Raw genomic sequence first — 22,042 nt, forward strand, 5'->3', positions numbered from 1 at the left:
GAATTATAAAAAAGGACATGCTGGCATGTCCTTTTTTATTTTTGCTTTTGAGTAAAAAGTTTTACCAATTTGCAAAACGAATAGGGTGTTCAAGAACTTGATCACGGAAATAAGCTTGGCCATTTTTCCATGTAAGTTGACCGTTACATAACCATTCTGCTACTTGTGGGTAGATAAAGTGCTCAAGTGCATGCACTCGATTTGCTAATGAAGCGGCAGTATCATGTTCTTTAACTGAAATAGCGGATTGGGCAATTGATTGACCAGAATCCAGTTCAGCCGTTACAAAGTGTACGGTACAACCATGTAAACGCTCACCTGTGTTTAAAACACGTTGATGAGTGTTCACACCTTTATAAGCTGGAAGAAGTGAGGGATGTATGTTCAGCATTTTCCCTTGCCATTTGTTGACAAAGGTGGGAGTTAAAATGCGCATGAAACCGGCTAAAATAACCACATCCACTTGCCAAGCCAAGAGCTGTTGATGCATTGCTTCATCAAACACTTCACGCGTTGGAAAGTCTTTATGAGAAATAACGGCCGTAGCAATATTGGCTTTTTGAGCACGTTCTAGGGCATAAGCATCTGCTTTATTAGACAGTACACCTACAATTTGCCCTGATAGATTTGCATCTATCAAGGCTTGTAAATTACTACCGTTCCCAGAGACTAGAACAGCAATTTTTATCATGCAAAGATCACACGAATTTTTTCGTCTGCACCTTCCACTGATTCAGCATTTTCTTGAATGTGTCCAATTTTCCAAGCTTTTTCGCCTTGAGCATTAAGCACTTCAATTGCTTTTTCAGCATCATTTGCATCAACAGCAATGACCATACCTACGCCACAGTTAAACGTACGGTACATTTCAAAGCGCTCTACATTGCCTTCACGTTGTAGAAGTTGGAATAACTCAGACCATTCCCAAGAAGCTTCATCAATAACTGCTTGAGCACCATTTGGTAATACACGTGGTAAGTTACCAGGTAAACCGCCGCCAGTAATGTGTGCCATAGCATGCACATCGACTTGTTTGCAAAGTTCAAGAACTGGTTTTACATAGATACGTGTTGGTTCCATTGCAACATCTGCAAGAGGACGACCATCAATCACTTGAGTTAAATCAACATTTTTAACGTCTAAAATTTTACGTAATAATGAGTAACCATTCGAGTGAGCACCACTTGATGCAACACCGATAAGTACGTCACCAGACTTTACTTTAGAGCCATCAATAATTTTGCTTTGCTCAACAACACCAACAGCAAAACCAGCAAGATCGTAATCTTCGCCTTCATACATGCCTGGCATTTCTGCGGTTTCACCACCTACAAGTGCGCAACCTGCAAGCTCACAACCTTTACCAATACCAGTAACAACATTTGCAGCAACGTCAACATTTAAGTGACCAGTCGCGTAATAATCAAGGAAGAATAATGGTTCTGCACCACAAACTAAAAGGTCATTTACACACATAGCCACAAGATCTTGGCCGATTGTGTCATGACGATTAAGATTAAGTGCCAAACGTAATTTAGTTCCTACACCATCGGTTCCAGAAACTAAAACAGGCTCTTCATAACCTTTAGGAATTTTGCATAGTGCACCAAAGCCACCAAGACCGCCCATTACTTCAGGACGACTTGTACGTTTAGCGACTGACTTGATACGATCGACCAGTGCGTCGCCCGCTTCAATGTCGACACCCGCATCTTTATAGCTTAAACCGGTATTTGGGGTAGAAGTTGAGTTGCTCATAAATGAAGTCTCCGCATTGGCGGCAGATTATAACCTGAATATACGAAACTCTTATGTTATTTATGCTCGAAAATGCTATCTTTAATAAAAATATTTTTTCATTTATAACGATTAAATCAAAAAAGGCTAGATTTTATGCAAGATCGTATACTGCGCCGTATTCTTTTACTCGCAGGTATTGTATTGCTGGTATGGGTATTGTACTTACTCAAGCCTGTAGTCATTCCTTTTATCGGTGCTTTTTTCCTGGCTTATTTATTCAGCCCACTCGTTGATGTTCTGGTAAAAATCAAACTGCCTCGCTGGTTAGCAATTAGCGTGGTGTTCATAGGAATTGGTGTAACACTGACCATTGCATTATGGTATTTGGTTCCTTTGATCTGGAAACAATTGGTTTACGCTCGAGATAGCATTCCAGCAGGTATTCACTGGATTAATGCAGAACTATTACCGTGGGTTTCTTCGACATTTAATGTTCAGCAAATGGAAATTGATACTGATCAAATGTCCAAAGCTGTCATGGATTATGTTCAGACAAATTACAGTGCCGATAGTATTCAAGCTGTCTTATTAAAGCTTGCACAATCAGGTCTAAATTTTATTCAAATTGGTGGAACAGTTGTTCTAATTCCAATTATTGCTTTTTATTTTTTATTAGACTGGGACCGTATGCTACAAAACTTACGCCGTCTCATTCCACGCCCATATGAAGCAACTACTTTACAGATTGTTGGTGAATGCCATAGCGTTTTAGGAGCGTTTGTTAAAGGTCAGTTTCTCGTCATGCTCTTACTAGGCGTAGTATATGCAGTTGGTTTGCAGCTCATTGGTTTGGAAGTTGGTCTTATTATTGGTATGGTAGCTGGTCTTGCCAGTATTATTCCTTATTTAGGATTTGCCGTAGGTATTATTGCAGCTGTTATTGCCAGCTTGTTCCAGTTCGGTTTGGATTGGATGCATTTATTACTGGTTGGCGTAGTATTTATGATTGGCCAAGCGGTAGAAGGTTATATTCTTCAGCCATTCCTACTGGGTGATAAAATTGGTTTATCTCCTGTGGCAGTTGTTTTTGCCGTATTGGCAGGTGCACAGCTTGCAGGTTTCTTAGGAATGTTAATTGCATTGCCTGTTGCTGCTGTTATTGTAGTGTTGTTGAAGCATTTAAGAGAGAATTATGAAAGAAGCTCACTTTATGCTCCACCTTCTACATTAGTGATCCAACATGGCGATATTGAGCAAATTCATGTAGAAACCGAAAGCACTAAGCTTGATCTTGAAGTTAAAACACAGCAAGATACAGATGAACTGAAATCCCCTAACCAGAAATAATTTCAAGGTTAATTCAATATATGCGTCAACTCCAACTGGATATAGAACCTCAACTTGATGCCCGAATCAGTGATTTTTCGGGACCGAGTTGGGGGAATGTAGTCGATGCTGTGCGTCAACTACATGCTGGTCTGGTGAGTAGGTTTTATATCTACGGTGGAGCAGGGACAGGAAAGAGTCACTTACTTTCCGCAATTTGTGACTCTTATTTAGAAATAGGCAAATCTGCAATTAAAGTTTCTTTGCTTGAACTCCTTGATGCTCCTATCGAAGCAATTACTTCTTTAGAGCATTATGATCTTGTCGCTTTGGATGATATTGAATCAATTAGTGGTGTGCCTCATTGGCAAAAAGCTGTCTTCCATTTAATGAATAATCACGAAGGACAGCTAGTATTCTCTTCACGTGTAGCGCCTATCGAATTAAAGTTAGAATTGCCAGACTTACAGTCACGGCTTACGCAAGCTGTTAGTGTTAAAGTGCCGAGTGGAAGCTTATATGCGGACCGTTACTCTTTAGTTACGTCTGTAATGTCTAGACGTGGTATCCATTTTGATCAGCAAATTGTTGACTACTTATTATTACATGGCCCTCACCAAGCTTCTCTTTTACTACAGACCGTTGCTCAGTTAGAAAAACTTCTCAAAGGCGAAAAAACAAAACTTTCGAATGCAACTTTAAGGCAAATTTATGCTTTGATTGATGAATATCAACCATAGATATTCTTTAATCTTGTCTTATTGCCTCACCTGCGCACATAAAAAACTATTAAAAATAGTGTCTCGGACACAAGATTTCTAATTTCAGAGCACTTGCCTATATATCTTTTTAAAGCTCCTTCTAATTTTTAAACATTCACATTTTGTATTTAAAAAAGTTTTTTAAATGTATGAAGCTTTTTGTAAGCTGGTTCAAAAATGACTCTACAGACCGACCAAAATGTCTTGAGAAATTCTACTTGCTGTGACAAAGTACGCACAAAGGATGCGATTGCAAAAGCGGAAATTTTGCAATATTGACAAAGAAAAATGAAAAAAGATGTAAGGAGATGGGTATGCTCAAACGGAGCATTGCTTTTGCTTTATTGGCTGCTGCTGGACACGCTTATTCTGCCGATATTCAAGTCACAAGCTTAATTGATGAAGATAAAGACGATACGTTATGTACGTTGCGTGAGGCTGTACAATTTCTTAATTATCGAGCATCTTCCAATGCTGCTGATGTTGAAAAATATGCAACTGGTTATCATGGATGCGGAGGTAAAGACGCCTCTTCAAATATTATTTTGAAGCGTGATAAAGAATATGTATTGAATACAAGTATAACAATTACTGGGCCTCTAAATATCCTTACAGAGAGTGACTCTAGTTTTATTGATAATGATGCTCCAGGAACCCATAACGCAAGCATTAAAATGGCAGGTACAGACCGCCTGTTTAAAATTGATGATGGTAATGTTGAAAAAACCTCTTTTTCTGTTTCTTTGAGTGACCTTAATTTACAAGGGGCTGGCTCTAAAACCTCCGCATTAGATGGAGGATTAATTTATAACCATGAACAATTAACTATTAAAAATTCACGTTTACTTAATGGTTACGCTACTCGTGGTGGTGCAATTTACAATGCTGGTAATTTATCTAATACGACAAGAACAGCAGGTACAGTTACTCTTACCAATAATTTAATACAGAATAATAAAGCGGCTCAGGGAGCAGTTTTATATAGTGAAATGCCTCTTTATTACATTACTCAATCTGTTTTACGTGATAATGAAGTTACAGCCGCAGATAACGCTTTATTGTATGTTCAGACCAAGTTTGCAGATGAAAGTACTGGGGGATATTTAACTTCACGTGCTATTGGATTAAGTAATAGTACAATTTTTCATAATAAAGGTGGTTTTATTGCAAATATTCGAGATGGGATGTTTGTTAATAACATTACGATGATTAAAAATGACAAAGGACTATTTCTTGATGCTCCTCAAGGAAATGTTTCTGTTTCAAACAGTATATTAGTAGGGAATACGCTAAATTGTCAGGTTGGTACAACCGATAAAGCAGTTATACAAAGTAATTTGGTTACCGCAGAATGTAACCGAAATGCGACCTCAAAGCTTCCTAATATTCTTTATCCCGCTAATGAAAAATTAATTGCGGGAGATACAGATGAAGGTGTGTGCGATGTAACTGCTCAAAATGGATTGTTATGCCCTTATAACACGCCAAAAAATAGCTTTTTGGGTTTCTTTAGACCACGATTACTTGAGAATTATAAAAATTTAGCTGAATCATTGATCATTAATAAAGGTCGTCTTTATAGTGATGGCTCTTCAATTGGTTTAGCAAGTTGTGAAAGATACGATCAACGTGGCAAGAGTCGGAGTGGATATGATGAGCTCTGTGATTTAGGTGCAATCGAATATATCGTAGATAGTGAAGTCTCTTCAGTTGGTCAAGATATTAAATATGGCCAAGTTGCAAAATTCGGTATTTTAGGTTCTTTAAGTGAAGCTGATTTGGTTACGCCTGCTACGTGTAAGCGATTGTTTGGTGAGCGTGCTGATGGCAAAGACTGGCAATCAGGATGTCTTAAAGTTAGACAAAGTACAGATACACCAGTTTCAAAAGGTACTATAACCCTAGATCAAAATGGTAATGTAATTTATACGCCAAACGGAAATTGGCATGGTGCAGATATTTTTAGTATTCAAGTAGTTACTAGCGTGTCTCGTTTTAATGAGGGTGAAGATTTTCAATATATTACTATCCCAACAAGAATTGTTCAGGAACCTTTATCTGGAATTGAAGATAAATCGGTGAGTACTGGCGGTGGGGGAAGTGTAGGCGGTGGTTTAATTTTAGGGTTATTTGGATTAATTGCATTACGCCGTTTCAAGTCATAAACAGGGATGTGGGCTATGAAAAATTATCAAAAAGCACTGGGTGTAATTACTGTTATCGCAGCAATGCCTTTAATGGCTCAAACAACAATAAAAGTTACAACATTTGCTGATGAGGATAATGAGAACATGAATGCATGTTCTCTACGTGAAGCGATTACAGCAGCTGAAATGCGTAAATCTTATGGAGGGTGTGAGGTTTCTGCAATTGATGCAAACTACACAATTCAACTAGAAGGTGGTACTTACACCTTAAATAAAGAATTAACCCCTAAAATCGGTTTGAATATTATTGGGAAAGAAGCGACGGATTGGGAGCGAAAAGGAGTTCTAACTAATGACTATCCAGCCCAAAAAGCGCTTGAAACTCGTATAAATGCTGGGGGAAAATCACGTATCTTTAATACGGCTGTTTACCAGCAACCTTTAACATTAACTAATATTATTTTAGAAAATGGTAAAAGTACTGAGTTTGGTGGTGCAATTTATGCTGGCGCCGATGTAACTTTAAAGAATAGTCAGATATTAAACTCACAAGCATCTAAAGGTGGAGCGATTTACCTTGGAGGTAATACTGCCAGTTTAACGATGAGTCATTCTTTAATTCAAAACAATGGCCTGACTTCAACTGAAGGTAGTATTCTCGCAATGAGTTGTATGTTTAATACTTCATATAGCGCACGTACTATATCATTAGATTCAAATAGTTTTGTTAATAATGGATCGACTAGTTCAATAAGTGCTTTTAATTTTTGTGGTAGCCCTACAGCCTCCTTTACAAATAATACAATTGCACAAAATATTGCAAGTCCGGCTAACGGTAGTATTCTTAAATTTACAGGAGATGCTGATCCAGCAAAAAATCAAACCAGTAATTTAAGTTCGGATAGTAGCTTAACATTGCAAAATAATACGATTGTTGAGAACTCTGCAAACACAACTTTTTTATATGATAAATTAGGTGATAAAAATTTAAATTTTAATGTATTAGCTTTTAATAAAGGGTCTTATGCTTGCCGATATTTACTTGGGGCAGCAGCTGAGGAAAAAGATACTGGTCTAGATTTGAAGTTTAATGCGTTAAATTTAACAGGCAATGCACCAAAATGTGATGTACCCAAAGAAGTAGTTCCTACAGGTAATACTAATATTGATGTAAAAAATAATACTTTAAATACTTTATTGGAGCCTTTAAAAGGACCTAATGAAAATAATGGTTTTTTACCAATTTACTATCCAAAAAATAATTTTTCAGAGCCAGATTTAATTGATGTAGATTCAGAAAATAAAGGTACTTGCCAGACTCAAGATCAGCGTGGGTTAGCTAGGTTGGTAAGTAATACATACTATTATCAAACTTTAAATAAAAATAGTTGTGATATTGGTTCGGTTGAGTTGATGAAACTTACGGCAGGTGATCTAGAAGGTTTAGGTAATATTTCATTTACGACTTTAATAGATACATATCAAAAAAGCTATGATTTGTATGATAGCCTTCTCAAAGATCCAACTACGCCATCAAACTTTATCGTTTACTATAAAGTTCGTTTAGCTGAATTTAAGGATTTACTCGATAAGTTTAAAAATGATACGGCTCATGTAAATACAAAATATCGAGCAATTTATATAGATTTAAAAAATTATGGTTTTCCTCTACCAACTGAAGACAGTAACCATGTGTTAAAGTTTTTTAATACAGCTGATTATAATGTTAAAGCAGAACCTTTGGGTGTGGCACAAAAAGTAGAAGATTTAACTCCTAAAACAGAGACTAAGAAAAACCAGAGATGTGTGTGGAATCCAACCGTACAGCAAATTCTTTTTTATCGTGTCGATGATGATGTTACTTCAAGTACAACTAATGAATTTTGTAAATATACAATTACCACTAAAGCGGGTGTCGAACTTAGTAGTGGATTGATTAAAGCAAAATTTGCAAATATCGCTCCTGTTTCTGGAGACGGCACAATAACTTTTAAGTATTTAGCAAATGAGATGATTCCTTTGAATTTGCTCAAATATGCGAATGATGATGGAGATGGGCCGGCTAGTACACTTAGTACAAATTCTAATAAGTCTCAATTTGCGGACTTACCAATTTATTTACCAAGCAAAGCTTCAAAAGATGGAATTTTTACGGTCGTTAAGGCAGATCGAGAAGGACCGTGTCCTGGTAAAGACAGTAAAAATACATGTTATGGCGGTAATATTTATATTCAAGCTAAAAATGTCTTTAACACTTTTAACGATACACTATCTTATAATGTCTATGATGCTAATGGATTAATTTCAGCGAAACCTGGGACAATTAATCTAATAAGTACTGCAACTACCACAGATGATTCTCGAAGTGGTGGGGGCGGTGGTGGTAGCTTAGGAATTTTGTCTTTAGCATCTTTACTTGGTTTAGCTGTCTATAGACGCTACCGTAAATAAACGATATAAAATAAAAAGCCTCCAATTGGAGGCTTTTTATAGAAAATTGTTTAAGACATTAAATTCACTGTGTACGAATTTTACTGAGTTATATTTAATGTTCTAAATACTTGTTCATATACTCTTCACGAATAGCTGTTCTTTCTTCACCATTCGCTTTAAGCATACGCTGGCGTAAATCATTACGCTCTTGTGTACTCATTTTTTGCCATGCTTCACGCATTTTTTCTTTTTCAGCATCGGGGAGTTGAGTAAACCAGTCCATACGTTGCTGTAGGTTCGTACTTTGATTCGCTGGTAACTCTTTTAAGCTCTGGTAGCGTTTAATAACTGCACGTTGTTCCTCTTCAGAAAGAGCATTCCATGTGTCATCAACTTGTGTATTGGCATCCTTAGAAAAAATCCAAAATCGTTCAAAACCTGCAAAACTCGTTTGCAGGAAACTTAATGAACAAAGGATAAGTGCTAATTTTTTAGCTGCCATGTTGTACTTTATCCTCACCCAAGACCATTAGCATTTCTAAATCTTCCACCATTTGTGGAGATAATTTAGGATTTACAATCACTTGATTTTGCGGCTTATCAACAATATCTGCTGAATTAGGTAAAATTACAAAACCTGTGATCGCAGCTGCAAGTGCAAAACCAGACATTTTCCAGACACTATAAAAAGAGGCTGGTTTTTGTTGAATATGGTCAAGCACATGATTCATGACCACTGTTTTATTTTTATGGTGATGTGCCAAACTATCAAGTTTAGACGTCACCTTTTTAGTGAAATCATCATGATTCATCAGAACCTCCCAAGGGATTTAAATGGGCTAAGTACTCTCTAAGTCCCTGAATTGCTCGGTGATAATGGGTTTTTACACTACCTTCAGTACAGTTCATGATCTGAGCTGTTGTGTGTGTGTCAAAACCTTCCCACGCACGTAACATAAATGCCTGTTGTTGACGAACAGGTAGCCTTGAAATTGCTTCTCGAATTTCTTCGATAGTCACTGCTTGATCAAGAAAATCCGCAGGATTAATGGCTTTTTCATCAACTACATCAATAACTTCATCGTCGTCACTATCCAGACTAACTTTTTTGAAGAATGAAAATGGGTTTGCTCTACGAGATTCTTTGCGGCGCCAGTCCTGAAGTTTGTTGTTTAAAATAGTATAAAACAGGGGATACCATTCTTCAGTACTTTTATCGGCATAAGATTTGTGTAAAGCAATAAATGCTTCTTGAACCAAATCCATCGCAATACCTTGTTGACCTTGGGTAGCACTCTCCATCATCACCAAAGCACGCCCAGTAACATCTTGCATGAAAACTTTCAGGCGTTGTTCAGCCGTGCTTGCATGAGCACTAGATGTTTCCGATCGAGACTTTTTCGGTGCTAAATCCATGGAGATGGAAAATCCTGTCATTGGACATACCCACCTTATCTTCAATATATCTCTTATATAACGTTGAAAAGAGGTGGGAGGTTGACAACAATCGGTTATTTTTTACTAGTGTAATTGATTTTTTTCACAAATAAGTGAGATGTAAAATAAATTAACGTTTTATTGGCGTTGACGAACCATCTCAAAAAAACAAATAGATCCTGCTATTGCTACATTTAATGACTCTTGTCCACCAGGCTGAGGAATAGTCACAGATTCTGCATGATCTAGGGCGTAATCACTTGCACCTTGGCCTTCATTTCCTAAAATCCAGACACACGGTTTTGAAAGATCTTTTGAATAAAGACTTGTTGAGCGATGAGAGCTTGTAACAAAAACTGGAATTTGAAATTTTGGAAGAATATCTGTGAGTTGGAAGTTTTCAAAACAATGTAAGCTAAAATGAGCTCCCATGCCTGCTCTTAAAACTCGTGGTGACCAAAGTGATGCAGATCCTTGAGTGCAAATAATTTGTTTAATATTTGCCGCTGCTGCTGAACGTAACAATGTGCCTACGTTACCTGGATCTTGTATATTTTCCAGAATTAAAGTATCTACTTTATAGTCAATTGTTGATGCAGTTTTAGGTAAATCAATAATAGCTAAGCAAGGTAAGCTTGTACCTAATGTACTCAAATCTCTATATAAAACTTCACTAATAACAAAGATATGACCTTGATGCAGTTCAATTATTTTTTTTAAATCAGTATGTTCTAATGCTTGTTCGGTCGTAAATAAAGAAAAAATCTTCTTTTGCTGTTGTAGCCACGTCAAGCAGAGATGGGTACCTTCAAGGACTGTTTGTTGGTGCTTTTTTCGGGCGCTATTAAGTTCGATTAATCCACGCAAATGTTTAATTTTTGCATTGTCTTTTGATTCTAAAAAAATAACCGCCATGAGAAAATATCCAACAAAAGGGCATCATGATACTATGATGCCCTAAATAATTAAAATTATTAATGATAGCTTGTTACACGCTCAACTTCATTTTTAGAACCAATAATTACAGGAACACGTTGGTGAAGTTCTGTCGGTTCAATATCTAAGATGCGAACACGACCTGTAGTTGATGCGCCACCAGCTTGTTCAATCAGCATACTCATTGGGTTTGCTTCATACATTAAACGTAAGCGACCTGCTTTTTTCGGATCTTTTAAGTCGTACGGATAAAGGAAAATACCGCCGCGGCATAAAATACGGTGAATATCACCCACCATACATGCTACCCAGCGCATATTGAAATCTTTTTCACGTACAGATGTTTTGCCTGCAAGTAATTCATCAATATATTGTTTTACAGGTTCTTCCCAATGACGTTGGTTAGATGCGTTAATTGCAAACTCTTGAGTATCTGCTGAAACTTGAACATTGTCAGTAGTAAGCAAGAATGTTTGAGTTTCTGGGTCTAAAGTAAAGAATACTACGCCATTTCCTACAGTTAAGGCCATCATGGTTGATGGACCATAAAGTACGTAACCAGCAGCAACTTGCTGTGTACCTGCTTGCATGAAATCTTCTGCTTGGGTTACCGCATTTTTCGCAGGCAGAATAGAGAAAATTGTGCCTACACACATATTGATGTCGATGTTACTTGAGCCGTCTAATGGATCAAATAAAACCAGATATTTACCATTTTCTTGTGCAGGTGTGAACTCATCAAGCTCTTCAGAAGCGAGGCCACCCACTTGGGGATGAACTTTTAAAGCATCAATTAAATAGTCATTAGAAATCACATCAAGTTTTTTTTGTGTTTCACCTTGAACATTTTCATTACCAGCACTACCCAAAATACCAGCGAGTGCACCTTTTTGTAAGGCTTGATCGATCGTTTTACAGGTGGTGGCGATAGTGTCGATGACTTGAGCCAACTCAGGTGTTAGATTCCCTTTTTGTTGTTGTAAAAATTGGGACAATGTGAGGTTGGACATAAAAAAAGCTCCTGTGCTTCAAGCATCAAAATGAGTCAGATAAATACGTGGCATATTCTAGATGAGAATGTCACAAAATAAAAATTATCTTACTTTATTTGTGTTGGATTTATGCTTACAAGCCCCAATTAAAATGGTATGTTGATTGCATTACAAAGGACTGTATATTTTTAGGAGAATCGAAATGACAACAAAGAAGTTTGATGCGACCCCAACAGCAGGTGAACCAATCAATCTAGATGAAATTTCGAAAGAAAATGTTCAGGAAGCTTGGAAAGACTACGAGGCTAAGCCTGAATATAAAGATTTTAATAAGCATGATTTGATTGAATCTATGCAACATTCTGAAGAAGAAAAGAAATCTTCTTAAGTTCTGTTGTTATAAAAAAACGCTCATAAAATATGAGCGTTTTTTTATGCAGATGCCTTATTTTAATAAAGGAGGCACTGCTTCGTAATTAATTTCAACGCGGCGATTTTCTTTCCACGCAGATTCGTCATGTCCTGCATTAACAGGAGCTTCTTTACCATAACTTACAGCTTCAAGTTGCTGTGGATTTACACCATTGGTAATTAAGTAGCTTTGTACCGCTTTAGCACGACGCTCGCCTAAAGCCATATTGTACTCACGTGTACCACGTTCATCTGTATGGCCAGTTAATGCAACTTTTGAATTTGCATTTGCCATAAGGAATTGAGCGTGAGCTTGAAGCGTTTGATAGTCTTCAGTAGATAAATCACTGCTGTCATAATCAAAATGAACAACGCGTTTAGCCAAAGCTGCTTTATTTGCTTCAGTTACACCTTTCGATGAAGCACCAGCCAAATTTTGAGCATTTAATGCCGCATCTTCACTTAAACCAGAAGTGTTAACTGTACTTGGATTTGTGCCAGTTGCAGTAGTTGTTGCTGGTTTGCGGCTAGCACAACCCGTCATTACAAGCGCTACGCTAAGAAAGGGTAAAGCTAAATATTTGATTGATTTCATGATCTTCTCCATCAATGGAATTAAAAGTTATTTTGGTGCCCAAGCTGGTTCACGTACTTCACCTTGTTCACTTGGTAAATTCATACGGAAACGTCCATCAGTCGACATGATAGATAACAAGCCACGGTTACCTTCACGAGTCGCGTAGACCACCATTTGCCCATTCGGTGAGAAACTTGGTGATTCGTCTAAACTGGTTGGAGTAAGAATATTGGTGATGCCAGTATTAATGTCCTGAATTGCAACTTTATAACTGCTGCCACTTGGGCGATGAACAAGAGCAATCTTTTTGCCATCTGCACTCAAAGTTCCGCGTGCATTAAATGAACCTTTAAATGTTAGACGTTTTACTGAACCATCAGCAAAGGTATAACGATAGATTTGGGCTGAACCACCACGGTCAGAAGTGAAAATAAACGATTTTCCATCTGGTGTATAACGTGCTTCTGTATCAATTGCCGAGTCGTTTGTCATACGTTTAACTTGGCGAGTTGATAAATCCATTTGATAGATTTCTGGATTGCCATTCATAGATGCTGTAAATAGCATTGATTGACCATCAGGTGAAAAACTCGGTGCGCCATTTAGACCTTTAAAGCTAGTGAGTACTTCACGTGTTCCAGTAGATAAATCTTGTAGATAAATTGCTGGACGTTTGGTTTCAAAAGAAACATAAGCAATTTTCTTGGCATCTGGTGTCCATGCCGGAGAAAGAATTGGGTCACGAGATGACAAAACAGTTTTTGGCTGTTCACCATCGGTATCTGCAATTTGTAGAGTATAACGCTCTGCAGGGGTGGCAGGGTTTCTGAGTACATATGCAATACGGCCGCTAAAATCACCTGGAATACCAGTAAGTGCCTGATAAATAGCATCACTCACCATATGGCCAGCTTGACGTATGCGTGAAGCGGGTACATTTAAAAGTTCATTTAAAATGTATTGTTGCTTTTGTACATCATAAAGTTGGTAATGAACTTCAAAACCTGTAGCTGTTTGTTTAATTTGTCCAGTAACTACATATGGAATTCCGGCAGCTTGCCAGTCAGAAGCTTGGATCTGATTAATTGCAGCATTGGCAGGCAAATTTTTAGATGAGCTTGTAAAGCGTCCAGAACGGTTTAAGTCAGTTTCAACAATAGGAGAAAGCCCATTGTCATTGTTAAACGGGACAATAGCAATTTTTGGTGCCTGATCTGGTGCTTTGGCAATTTCCAGATATAACTGGGCAAAAGCAGTTGTAGAAGTAATAGGGCTTAAGGCGGTGATCAATGCTAAAGATAGCAGGTGTTTGCGGCTCGTATTCATAAGTTTAAAGTCATAGCAGGTATTTTTGTGACTGTTGATTTTGTAGCATAGTTACATGCCTTAAACTATTTAAAGCATGTAACTCTTTCAAAATTATTGCGCTCTAAATGTAGAGTTAACACTTCTTGCTTCCCGTCTTGCATCAGGGTCTGATGGCATAGGATATGGCGCAGATGCTTGAATTGCGGCCTTAATACTTGCATCTAAAGCATCATCGCCACTTGAACGTGTGATCACAATAGAATTAACGCTACCTGAGTCTGAAAGGGTAAAACGGACACCAACTGTTTTACCGCTACTACCAGTCGGAACATCCCAAGAGCGTCGAATTTTTTGCTCAAAATCACGTCTAGCTGAAGAAGCAATTTTTTTAGCTTCGGCTTTCTTCTGAGCTGCTTCTTCTTGTGCTTTTTGAGCAGATGCAGCTTTTGCTTCGGCCTCTGCTTCAGCTTTACGTTTAGCATCATCAGCAGCTTTTTGCTGTTTAGCTTTAGCGTCTGCTTCAGCTTTTTGTTTAGCGTCGTCAGCTTTTTGCTGCTTAGCTTTTGCATCTGCTTCAGCTTTACGTTTAGCATCATCAGCAGCTTTTTGCTGCTTAGTTTTAGTGTCTGCTTCAGCTTTACGTTTAGCGTCGTCATTAACTTTTTGCTGTTTAGCTTTAGCGTCTGCTTCAGCTTTACGTTTAGCATCGTCATTAGCTTTTTGCTGTTTAGCTTTAGCGTCTGCTTCAGCTTTACGTTTAGCATCATCATTAGCTTTTTGCTGCTTAGCTTTAGCGTCTGCTTCAGCTTTACGTTTAGCATCATCATTAGCTTTTTGCTGCTTAGCTTTAGCGTCTGCTTCAGCTTTACGTTTAGCGTCATCATTAGCTTTTTGTTGCTTAGCTTTAGCATCTGCTTCAGCTTTTTGTTTAGCTTCTTGCTGTGCTCGAAGTTTAGCGTTTTCGGCTTTTTGAGCCTCACGTTTTAGCTTTGCATCGGTCTCTGCTTTTTGCTTAGCTTCTTCAGCAACTTTTTGTCTTGCCTTAGCATCGGCTTCAGCTTTTGCACTTTGTTCAGCCTTACGTTTTTGTTCGGCTTCGGATTTTGTTTTAGCCTCAGCTTGGCGTTTAGCTTCAGCTTGCTGCTTTTGTATTTCCTCTATACGTTGCTGTTCTGCTGCTGCTTGTTTAGCTTTTGCAGCTTCTTCAGCTTTACGCTTTTGTTCAGCTAATTTTGCTTGCTGTGCCTGTTCCACCTTTTGCTTTTGAGCAGCAAGTTGTTGAGCGGTCGGAGGAGGGGGCGTAGCCGGAAGATTTTCAGGAAGCGTTTCATCTACAATAGGGGTTAACACCTCTTTTGCTTCATTGGTAGCTGTAGTCTCTTGTTCAACTTCTTTGGCTAAAGGAGGAGGTAAATCTTCTGGCTTAACTAAAATAGTTGTTAGCTTTTTTGGCTGTTCAGGTGGTTTACTCAAGCCTAAAAAAAGCAAGCCAACAATGGCAATTGCATGAACTCCTAGTGTGAAGCTCAATGCAATCGCATTTTGTTTAAAGTGTGGCTTTTGATTTTTATTCATAGCTTATTTTAAAGGCTCTGTCAGAAGGCCAACTTGAGTTAAACCTGCTTCTTGTAAACTTGCCATCAATGATACGACTTCTCCATAAGGACGAGACTTATCACCATTGACTAAAACTGTGAGTTGTTTATTTTCTTGTTCAGCTTGTTTTTGTGCACCGCTTAAAACTTCTTCAAGTTTTTCACGAGACAATGGTTCACTATCTTTGTAATCTTCATACTGAAGATAAATATTGCCATCTTTACCAATCGTGACCATGGCTGGCATATCTTTTGATTCGATTGGATGGTTATTTGCTTGAGGTAAATCGACTTTAATACCACTAGTAATCATGGGAGCAGTCACCATGAAAATAACCAAAAGTACGAGCATAACGTCAATATAGGGTACGACGTTCATATCACTTTTTAGTGGTTTTTTTATGCGCTCAAAGCGCCCTGAACGCTGAATTTCCATTATGCATCTTCCTGTGATGAACCCACAGACTGACGTTGCAATAAGGCAATCATCTCTTCAGCAAATAAAGCACGATCAGAGTAAACACTTTCACTTTTAGAAGTGAAGTGGTTAAAAGCCAATACAGCAGGAATTGCAGCAAATAAACCAATTGCGGTTGCAATAAGTGCTTCGGCAATACCTGGTGCAACAGTTGCCAAAGTGACTTGATCAACAGCAGCTAAACCGATAAATGCATTCATAATCCCCCAAACGGTACCAAATAGACCGATGTAAGGAGCTACAGAGCCAATACTTGCTAAAGTACCTAAGCCGTATTCTAGATGGCTCTGATCACGGCTCAAACCTACACGTAAAATACGTTCAGTGCCTTCGATCGTTTGTGAAACAGGGGCCTGACGTTTTTTAAGTTTAAAAAATTCACTCAACCCTTGATAAAAAATATCTTCAAGACCTGAGCGTTTTGAATTGAGCTGGGCATTGTTGTAAAGCGTATTGAGTTCAGCACCCGACCAGAACATTTTCTGGAAATGTTCATCTTCTTGATGTGCTTTTTTATAACTCATATGTAACTTGGCAATCAGATACCAACTAAAGATTGATGCTAACAGTAAAATTAGCATGACCAACTGAACGACTGGACTTGCCTGTAAAATAAGGTCAGAAATATGCAGGGTTGATTCAATGTTTGTTGCCATAGTTACATATGCCGGTTGTTTTTTTAGTCTTGTTCCAATTCTTTACGAATAAGATCACGTATTTCTTCTGGAAGACGACGAGCTACAAGTTCTTTGCTTAAACATGCCAACTCAACCTCGCCAGAAGCAAGCAAGATTTCACCACGATAAATATTTTGTTGCAACACAAATGACGCAGCTTTACATGAAACTACACGTGCTGTAACAGTAATTAAATCATCCATTAAAATAGGACGCATGTATTTTACGTCAATTTTGTGTACGACAAAGTTGTAGTCTTTTTGATGCCAGTAATGATCAACGCCAGAAGCACGGAGCCATTCAGTACGGGTACGTTCCATATAGCGAATGTGGTTGGCATGGTAAACAATACCACCTGCGTCTGTATCTTCAATATAAACACGAATGTTGAATTCAAAATGATTCGCCATGAGAGGATTCCGTTTTAGTTCACTATAGAGCTTTATATTTAAAATATGGCTTTGAATAAAACATTGGTTCCATTCAAAAGCCATACATCTGCTTTTAAATACGGGGCAGTTTAGCAGATTGCATACTAAGTCCTATGGCACAACCTTTCAATTGCGATTGCTGAATTTCTAATCTAAAAACGCTACATCTTATGGCTAGCAAGCTTTTTAAGTTAAGAGGGCTTCCATGAAGTTTGGACTTGTTTTGATATATTCGGATAATCTAATACGAACCTTACATGTAGCTCGGTTCCAGTTTTTAAGGTCTTGTCATCTACAATAAAATAGGGATTGTGATTCGGTGCAGCCTGAGTTAAGTCTTGATTTTCTGGTGTCGCCCCTAAGAAGACAAAGAATGAAGGCATCAGTTTGCCATAATAGGCAAAATCTTCACTAGCGCTTGCATTGTGATCAAGCACATGCAGTTTTGAATCTCCTACAACTTTGGCTAATGTTGGCTGAATAAGTTGAGTAAGGGTTTTATCATTCATGGTTACTGGTGCATAAGATGCAATTTCAACTTTAGCAGTTACATCATTGGCTTGAGCATTATGCTCTATCATGACTGGTAAATTTTTTAAGATGTTATTTCTTATTTCTTCGTTATTAGAGCGAATGGTACCAATCATATTGACTTGTTCGGGAATCACATTTCCTGCCGTACCACCTTGAATATTGCCAATACTAACCACGCCTATACCTTGGGTTAGATCTGTTCTTCGGCTAATAAGGCTTTGCAAATTATTAATCATTTGTGCCGATGCATAAATTGGATCTCTGCCTAACCATGGCGTCGAACCATGAACCTGCTTGCCGTTGACCTGAATACGTAAGTGGTCTGCACTATTTAAAATGGCACCATCTTTATAGTAAAGATGACCACTTTTCATACCCGCAATGACATGCATTCCAAAAATAGCTTCTGGTTTGTAGTCTTTAAAAGCACCATCAGCGATCATTTTTCGTGAACCGATTTGATCACCCTGAGTGAAGTTATCTATATCTGCACCACCTTCTTCAGCAGGTTGGAAAACAAAAATAACTGTGCCCGATATTTTATCTTTATTCGCAGCTAAAATTTTTGCTGCGCCTAATAACATTGCAGTGTGTGCATCATGTCCACATGCATGCATCACATAAGTTCCCTTACCTTGATAGATTGCTTTTTGTTTACTGGCAAAGGAAACACCGCTCTTTTCTTCCATAGGTAAAGCATCCATATCCGCTCTAAGCGCAATAATAGGGCCTGGTTTATTACCTTTTAATATGCCAATTACACCTGTTTTCGCATAACCTGTTTTGACTTGAATGCCATAAGACTTTAATTCTTTTTGAACAAGGGCAGAGGTTTTAAATTCCATATTGCCGAGTTCAGGGTGTTGGTGAATGTTTTGTCTTAGCTGAATGACTTGATTTTCATTTTGTTGAGCAGCATCGTTTACCCAATCTGCTAGGCTCAGTTGACTCATTAAGGCAAGTGGTAAAATTAAAGCGGCTTTCTTATACATGTCCTTATCCTAAAAAATATTATTGTTCATAAGATTTAATATCTAGATTTCTTATAATTCAGTTTTTGAAAATATTAAAAAATCAATAAGGTATAAAGAAAGACTTAAAAGGTATCGAGTGGCTAATATATTGATAAGAAAATAATTATTTGATTTGGAAGAGTAGAGGAATTAAAAAAGGAAGAGAAAATTCTCTTCCTTTGATTAGTTTTTAGGCTCAGGTGGTGTCATTCCAAACTGTAAATAAGATTGGTTGGTTGCAATACGACCTCGCGCAGTACGCATCACATAACCTTGTTGAATTAAATACGGTTCAATCACATCTTCAAGTGTGCCGCTATCTTCAGCCATGGCTGCTGCAAGTGCTTCGACTCCAGCAGGCCCGCCATCAAAACGCTCTAACAGCATGCTCAAATAACGGCGGTCTAGGGTGTCTAAGCCAGCTTTATCAACATTGAGCATATCAAGCGCACGTTGTGCCATTTCATGAGTCACTTCACCTGTACCTTTCACTTGAGCATAGTCACGAACTCGACGTAATAAACGATTGGCAATACGAGGCGTTCCGCGTGCACGGCGTGCAACTTCTTCTGCACCCTCAACTGTAATGGGTACATTCATCAAGTTTGCAGAGCGTGACACAATATGAGTAAGGTCTTCTACAGAATAGAACTCAAGACGTTGCACAATACCGAAACGGTCACGTAGAGGAGAGGTGAGCAAACCTGCACGTGTTGTAGCCGCGACAAGTGTAAACGGGGGTAAATCGAGTTTAATTGAACGAGCAGCAGGGCCTTCACCAATCATAATATCTAATTGGTAGTCTTCCATTGCTGGATAAAGAATTTCTTCAATCACTGGTGAAAGGCGGTGAATTTCATCAATGAACAAGACGTCGCCTTCTTCGAGATTGGTCAACATTGCTGCTAAGTCGCCGGCACGTTCCAAAACTGGTCCCGAAGTAGATTTAAGATTTCCACCCATTTCACGCGCAATAATGTTGGCAAGGGTGGTTTTACCTAAGCCCGGTGGACCAAAAATCAGCGTGTGGTCAAGTGCTTCACCACGACCGCGAGCTGCGCCAATGAAAATTTCCATTTGCTCGCGTACTACAGGTTGTCCGATGTAGTCGGCAAGAGAAGTTGGTCGAATAGCCCGATCAAAATGATCTTCAGGCTTTTCTGCTCCACTGATTAGACGGTCTTGCATAAGTGTTTTACTTCATCATTGATTTAAGAGCAGCACGAATAATATCGGCTGATTCTGTGTAATCGGCTTTAACCGCAGCAACAGCTTTTTGTGCTTCAAGTGGCTTATAACCTAAAGATTGCAAAGCGGCTTCTGCTTCTGCTACAGGCGAGTTTGCCGCAAACTGAATTTGAGGCAGGGTAGCTGACGTAGAAGTACCTTGGGCTAATGTTTTGAAACGGTCACGAAGCTCAATCATTAAACGTTCAGCTGTTTTTTTACCAACTCCCGGAACTTTGACCAGCGTATTAATATCATCATGTTCAATGGTGTGAACCAATAGCTCAACGCTTAGTGTCGATAGAATACCCAATGCCATTTTCGGACCAACACCATTTACTTTTAATAAGGTGCGGAAAATTGTTTTCTCTTGAGCATCGCTAAAACCGTAGAGTTGTTGAGCATCTTCACGAACAACTAAATGCGTCCATAGCGTAACTTTCTGGCCTTTTTGTAATTGGCAAAATGTTGAAAGTGGCGTATCAATTTCATAACCCACACCATTTACATTGAGTAAGACAGTAGGGGCTTCTAGGGCAAACACTTCGCCAATTAAACATCCGATCATAGATTAGTTTCACTTATTCATAACTGTAAATCTGGTCGTTTTAACACTAATTAAAAACGACACTGGTTTTATTTCTTTCTATATTAAGCCAGCTTAAAACAAGCCAATTTTATTACCTTGTAGCTCTTGAGCCAAGCTATAAGCCTGATGATCTGAAAACTTACTGATAATATCGAGTACTTGCATAATATTGCTGTAATGATTATTGCTAAAGTTAGCACCATACAGATTAAGGATAGACATTAAACGTTGTTCTTTAAAGCTTAAAGATTTATGTGGTGTGGTCAGCGGTACAAATGCATCCAAAATTGTTTGCAAACTTTGATGCGCAATAATTTCTAAGCCAGACTTTTGTGGATGCTCAAAAATTTTATCACGCGCCAGATTTTTGGCTGTTTCGATACCAATTGCAATATCGGGTGAACAATATTGCAAAAGGTTGCCTTTAAGCTGACCTGTAATGATTTCATAATGATGTTTAGCAAAGGCTGTAGTGACTTCATCTACAAGCCGTTTCATAACACGACCACGTAATGCTGAAATCTTTTGTTGCCACGTACTATTTGGATGTGACAATTCTTCAGGCTGACCATAGTCGGCAATAAGGTTTAAGAAAATTGGTTCAACTTCTTGGTAACTCAGCATATTTAAGATAATGCCATCTTCTAAGTCAATTAAGGCATAGCAAATGTCATCCGCAGCTTCTAACAAATAGGTGAGAGGGTGACGGCAATAATGGTATTCACCTAATTGAATAAGTCCGAGTTGTTCTGCAATCTGTTTTAAAATTTCTTTTTCAGATTGATAACAACCAAACTTTGCTCGTTGATGAGAAGGGCGATCACCTTGTGACGCAATGGTTTTTGAAAGCCATGGATACTTTAAATAAGCACCTAAAGTTGCATAGGTTAAACGCATGCCTCCATCATTTGGATGATAGTCAATGCGACTTAATAAACGTAATCCTTGAGCATTACCTTCAAACTGGCGAACATCGGCTTCTTCTTCGGGACTTAGTTTCTTCAAAAAATCATCATGTGAAGCATCGTCAAACCACTCACGAATCGCGTATTCTCCTGCATGTCCGAAAGGTGGGTTGCCAATGTCGTGGGCAAGACAGGCTGCTTGAATAATTGCGCCGACATCAGCAGGAGAAATCCATACGGGTAATTCATTTTTTATTTTTTCTGCGGCAAGCATACCCATCGAGCGGCCAATACAGGAAACCTCAAGAGAGTGAGTTAAACGGGTATGAATGCCATCATGCTGTGCGAGTGGGTGAACTTGCGTCTTACGGTTTAGCTGACGAAAACTTTGCGAAAATATAATACGGTCATAATCTTTATGGAATGGGCTACGAGCCAGTTCTGTACTGCTTTTTTTACTACCTAAACGAACTGCAGAAAGCAGCTCTAACCAACGCATTTGTTCCATTTATCATTATTCAAAAC

22 protein-coding genes are annotated in these 22,042 nt (G+C 38.4%); 5 read left to right on the forward strand and 17 right to left on the reverse strand.

The genetic code is table 11. The annotated features are described in order from the left end of the window. Positions 1 to 61: 61 nt before the first annotated feature. On the reverse strand, positions 62 to 691 hold the full coding sequence (gene purN / locus K6I41_RS04455) for a phosphoribosylglycinamide formyltransferase (RefSeq protein WP_250375279.1): 630 nt from the start codon (positions 689 to 691) through the stop codon (positions 62 to 64). After that, a complete protein-coding gene (gene purM, locus K6I41_RS04460) occupies positions 688 to 1,758 on the reverse strand; it encodes a phosphoribosylformylglycinamidine cyclo-ligase (RefSeq protein ID WP_005307576.1) in 1,071 nt (356 codons plus the stop codon). The genes purN and purM overlap by 4 nt, the downstream gene beginning before the upstream one ends. Positions 1,759 to 1,893: 135 nt before the next feature. On the opposite strand from purM, the gene cxpE reads away from it, so the two are divergent. The 4 genes from cxpE to K6I41_RS04480 all read left to right on the forward strand — a co-directional run bounded on the left by cxpE (position 1,894) and on the right by K6I41_RS04480 (position 8,425). Further along, positions 1,894 to 3,087, forward strand: coding sequence for a chloramphenicol efflux transporter CxpE (gene cxpE, locus K6I41_RS04465; RefSeq protein WP_004790632.1), 1,194 nt, complete (start codon positions 1,894 to 1,896; stop codon positions 3,085 to 3,087). 20 nt (positions 3,088 to 3,107) lie between these two features. After that, positions 3,108 to 3,806 (forward strand): DnaA regulatory inactivator Hda, encoded by a 699-nt coding sequence (gene hda, locus K6I41_RS04470; protein ID WP_004790634.1) that lies wholly within the window; start codon positions 3,108 to 3,110, stop codon positions 3,804 to 3,806. A gap of 335 nt (positions 3,807 to 4,141) precedes the next feature. Next, positions 4,142 to 5,992, forward strand: a complete 1,851-nt coding sequence (gene rbtA, locus K6I41_RS04475; RefSeq protein ID WP_250375280.1) for a rhombotarget A — start codon at positions 4,142 to 4,144, stop codon at positions 5,990 to 5,992. A 15-nt stretch (positions 5,993 to 6,007) separates the two neighbouring features. After that, positions 6,008 to 8,425, forward strand: a complete 2,418-nt coding sequence (locus K6I41_RS04480; protein ID WP_250375281.1) for a CSLREA domain-containing protein — start codon at positions 6,008 to 6,010, stop codon at positions 8,423 to 8,425. 94 nt (positions 8,426 to 8,519) lie between these two features. Here the strand turns inward: K6I41_RS04480 and K6I41_RS04485 are convergent, their stop codons facing one another. The 5 genes from K6I41_RS04485 to K6I41_RS04505 all read right to left on the reverse strand — a co-directional run bounded on the left by K6I41_RS04485 (position 8,520) and on the right by K6I41_RS04505 (position 11,790). Next, on the reverse strand, positions 8,520 to 8,909 hold the full coding sequence (locus K6I41_RS04485; protein ID WP_004790640.1) for a DUF3106 domain-containing protein: 390 nt from the start codon (positions 8,907 to 8,909) through the stop codon (positions 8,520 to 8,522). Next, positions 8,899 to 9,219: a hypothetical protein gene (locus tag K6I41_RS04490; protein WP_004643705.1), complete on the reverse strand. Its 321-nt coding sequence runs from the start codon at positions 9,217 to 9,219 to the stop codon at positions 8,899 to 8,901. The genes K6I41_RS04485 and K6I41_RS04490 overlap by 11 nt, the downstream gene beginning before the upstream one ends. Continuing rightward, entirely contained in the window at positions 9,209 to 9,823 is a 615-nt protein-coding gene (locus K6I41_RS04495) for an RNA polymerase sigma factor (RefSeq protein WP_013197068.1), read from the reverse strand. Before K6I41_RS04495 ends, K6I41_RS04490 begins: the two co-directional genes overlap by 11 nt. A 159-nt stretch (positions 9,824 to 9,982) precedes the next feature. Beyond that, positions 9,983 to 10,759: a TrmH family RNA methyltransferase gene (locus K6I41_RS04500; protein ID WP_005307562.1), complete on the reverse strand. Its 777-nt coding sequence runs from the start codon at positions 10,757 to 10,759 to the stop codon at positions 9,983 to 9,985. A 59-nt stretch (positions 10,760 to 10,818) separates the two neighbouring features. Continuing rightward, entirely contained in the window at positions 10,819 to 11,790 is a 972-nt protein-coding gene (locus tag K6I41_RS04505) for a class 1 fructose-bisphosphatase (RefSeq protein ID WP_004790649.1), read from the reverse strand. 184 nt (positions 11,791 to 11,974) lie between these two features. Here K6I41_RS04505 and K6I41_RS04510 point away from each other — a divergent pair, with 184 nt between their 5' ends. Further along, entirely contained in the window at positions 11,975 to 12,160 is a 186-nt protein-coding gene (locus K6I41_RS04510; protein WP_004790651.1) for an NF038105 family protein, read from the forward strand. A gap of 57 nt (positions 12,161 to 12,217) precedes the next feature. Here the strand turns inward: K6I41_RS04510 and pal are convergent, their stop codons facing one another. The 10 genes from pal to K6I41_RS04560 all read right to left on the reverse strand — a co-directional run bounded on the left by pal (position 12,218) and on the right by K6I41_RS04560 (position 22,025). Then, the gene (gene pal / locus K6I41_RS04515; RefSeq protein WP_013197071.1) at positions 12,218 to 12,778 is read right to left on the reverse strand and encodes a peptidoglycan-associated lipoprotein Pal; all 561 of its coding nucleotides are present in this window, start codon (positions 12,776 to 12,778) and stop codon (positions 12,218 to 12,220) included. 27 nt (positions 12,779 to 12,805) lie between these two features. Continuing rightward, positions 12,806 to 14,086 (reverse strand): Tol-Pal system beta propeller repeat protein TolB, encoded by a 1,281-nt coding sequence (gene tolB / locus K6I41_RS04520; RefSeq protein WP_250375282.1) that lies wholly within the window; start codon positions 14,084 to 14,086, stop codon positions 12,806 to 12,808. Positions 14,087 to 14,179: 93 nt separating this feature from the next. Beyond that, positions 14,180 to 15,643 carry a cell envelope integrity protein TolA gene (tolA, locus tag K6I41_RS04525; protein ID WP_250375283.1) on the reverse strand — a complete coding sequence of 488 codons (1,464 nt, stop codon included), beginning with the start codon at positions 15,641 to 15,643 and terminating at the stop codon, positions 14,180 to 14,182. A 3-nt stretch (positions 15,644 to 15,646) separates the two neighbouring features. Continuing rightward, entirely contained in the window at positions 15,647 to 16,099 is a 453-nt protein-coding gene (gene tolR, locus K6I41_RS04530; protein ID WP_250375284.1) for a protein TolR, read from the reverse strand. Continuing rightward, positions 16,099 to 16,797, reverse strand: a complete 699-nt coding sequence (tolQ, locus tag K6I41_RS04535; RefSeq protein ID WP_004790660.1) for a protein TolQ — start codon at positions 16,795 to 16,797, stop codon at positions 16,099 to 16,101. Before tolQ ends, tolR begins: the two co-directional genes overlap by 1 nt. A 23-nt stretch (positions 16,798 to 16,820) precedes the next feature. Further along, positions 16,821 to 17,228, reverse strand: a complete 408-nt coding sequence (gene ybgC / locus K6I41_RS04540) for a tol-pal system-associated acyl-CoA thioesterase (RefSeq protein WP_004699892.1) — start codon at positions 17,226 to 17,228, stop codon at positions 16,821 to 16,823. Between the two features lie 212 nt (positions 17,229 to 17,440). Next, positions 17,441 to 18,775 carry a M20 family metallopeptidase gene (locus K6I41_RS04545; protein WP_250375285.1) on the reverse strand — a complete coding sequence of 445 codons (1,335 nt, stop codon included), beginning with the start codon at positions 18,773 to 18,775 and terminating at the stop codon, positions 17,441 to 17,443. A 204-nt stretch (positions 18,776 to 18,979) separates the two neighbouring features. Then, positions 18,980 to 19,984: a Holliday junction branch migration DNA helicase RuvB gene (ruvB, locus tag K6I41_RS04550; protein ID WP_004790665.1), complete on the reverse strand. Its 1,005-nt coding sequence runs from the start codon at positions 19,982 to 19,984 to the stop codon at positions 18,980 to 18,982. A gap of 7 nt (positions 19,985 to 19,991) precedes the next feature. Beyond that, entirely contained in the window at positions 19,992 to 20,591 is a 600-nt protein-coding gene (gene ruvA / locus K6I41_RS04555; protein ID WP_016137345.1) for a Holliday junction branch migration protein RuvA, read from the reverse strand. Between the two features lie 93 nt (positions 20,592 to 20,684). After that, positions 20,685 to 22,025 carry a deoxyguanosinetriphosphate triphosphohydrolase gene (locus tag K6I41_RS04560; protein ID WP_004790671.1) on the reverse strand — a complete coding sequence of 447 codons (1,341 nt, stop codon included), beginning with the start codon at positions 22,023 to 22,025 and terminating at the stop codon, positions 20,685 to 20,687. Positions 22,026 to 22,042 lie beyond the last annotated feature (17 nt).

Origin of the sequence: Acinetobacter sp. AS23 (assembly GCF_023612055.1) — a bacterium.
Taxonomy (GTDB): Bacteria; Pseudomonadota; Gammaproteobacteria; order Pseudomonadales; family Moraxellaceae; genus Acinetobacter; species Acinetobacter oleivorans.

Coding starts and splice junctions, on each gene's coding strand:
- purN (WP_250375279.1), bottom strand. CDS start 691: ATGATAAAAATTGCTGTTCTAGTCTCTGGGAACGGTAGTAATTTACAA.
- purM (WP_005307576.1), bottom strand. CDS start 1,758: ATGAGCAACTCAACTTCTACCCCAAATACCGGTTTAAGCTATAAAGAT.
- cxpE (WP_004790632.1), top strand. CDS start 1,894: ATGCAAGATCGTATACTGCGCCGTATTCTTTTACTCGCAGGTATTGTA.
- hda (WP_004790634.1), top strand. CDS start 3,108: ATGCGTCAACTCCAACTGGATATAGAACCTCAACTTGATGCCCGAATC.
- rbtA (WP_250375280.1), top strand. CDS start 4,142: ATGCTCAAACGGAGCATTGCTTTTGCTTTATTGGCTGCTGCTGGACAC.
- K6I41_RS04480 (WP_250375281.1), top strand. CDS start 6,008: ATGAAAAATTATCAAAAAGCACTGGGTGTAATTACTGTTATCGCAGCA.
- K6I41_RS04485 (WP_004790640.1), bottom strand. CDS start 8,909: ATGGCAGCTAAAAAATTAGCACTTATCCTTTGTTCATTAAGTTTCCTG.
- K6I41_RS04490 (WP_004643705.1), bottom strand. CDS start 9,219: ATGAATCATGATGATTTCACTAAAAAGGTGACGTCTAAACTTGATAGT.
- K6I41_RS04495 (WP_013197068.1), bottom strand. CDS start 9,823: ATGGATTTAGCACCGAAAAAGTCTCGATCGGAAACATCTAGTGCTCAT.
- K6I41_RS04500 (WP_005307562.1), bottom strand. CDS start 10,759: ATGGCGGTTATTTTTTTAGAATCAAAAGACAATGCAAAAATTAAACAT.
- K6I41_RS04505 (WP_004790649.1), bottom strand. CDS start 11,790: ATGTCCAACCTCACATTGTCCCAATTTTTACAACAACAAAAAGGGAAT.
- K6I41_RS04510 (WP_004790651.1), top strand. CDS start 11,975: ATGACAACAAAGAAGTTTGATGCGACCCCAACAGCAGGTGAACCAATC.
- pal (WP_013197071.1), bottom strand. CDS start 12,778: ATGAAATCAATCAAATATTTAGCTTTACCCTTTCTTAGCGTAGCGCTT.
- tolB (WP_250375282.1), bottom strand. CDS start 14,086: ATGAATACGAGCCGCAAACACCTGCTATCTTTAGCATTGATCACCGCC.
- tolA (WP_250375283.1), bottom strand. CDS start 15,643: ATGAATAAAAATCAAAAGCCACACTTTAAACAAAATGCGATTGCATTG.
- tolR (WP_250375284.1), bottom strand. CDS start 16,099: ATGGAAATTCAGCGTTCAGGGCGCTTTGAGCGCATAAAAAAACCACTA.
- tolQ (WP_004790660.1), bottom strand. CDS start 16,797: ATGGCAACAAACATTGAATCAACCCTGCATATTTCTGACCTTATTTTA.
- ybgC (WP_004699892.1), bottom strand. CDS start 17,228: ATGGCGAATCATTTTGAATTCAACATTCGTGTTTATATTGAAGATACA.
- K6I41_RS04545 (WP_250375285.1), bottom strand. CDS start 18,775: ATGTATAAGAAAGCCGCTTTAATTTTACCACTTGCCTTAATGAGTCAA.
- ruvB (WP_004790665.1), bottom strand. CDS start 19,984: ATGCAAGACCGTCTAATCAGTGGAGCAGAAAAGCCTGAAGATCATTTT.
- ruvA (WP_016137345.1), bottom strand. CDS start 20,591: ATGATCGGATGTTTAATTGGCGAAGTGTTTGCCCTAGAAGCCCCTACT.
- K6I41_RS04560 (WP_004790671.1), bottom strand. CDS start 22,025: ATGGAACAAATGCGTTGGTTAGAGCTGCTTTCTGCAGTTCGTTTAGGT.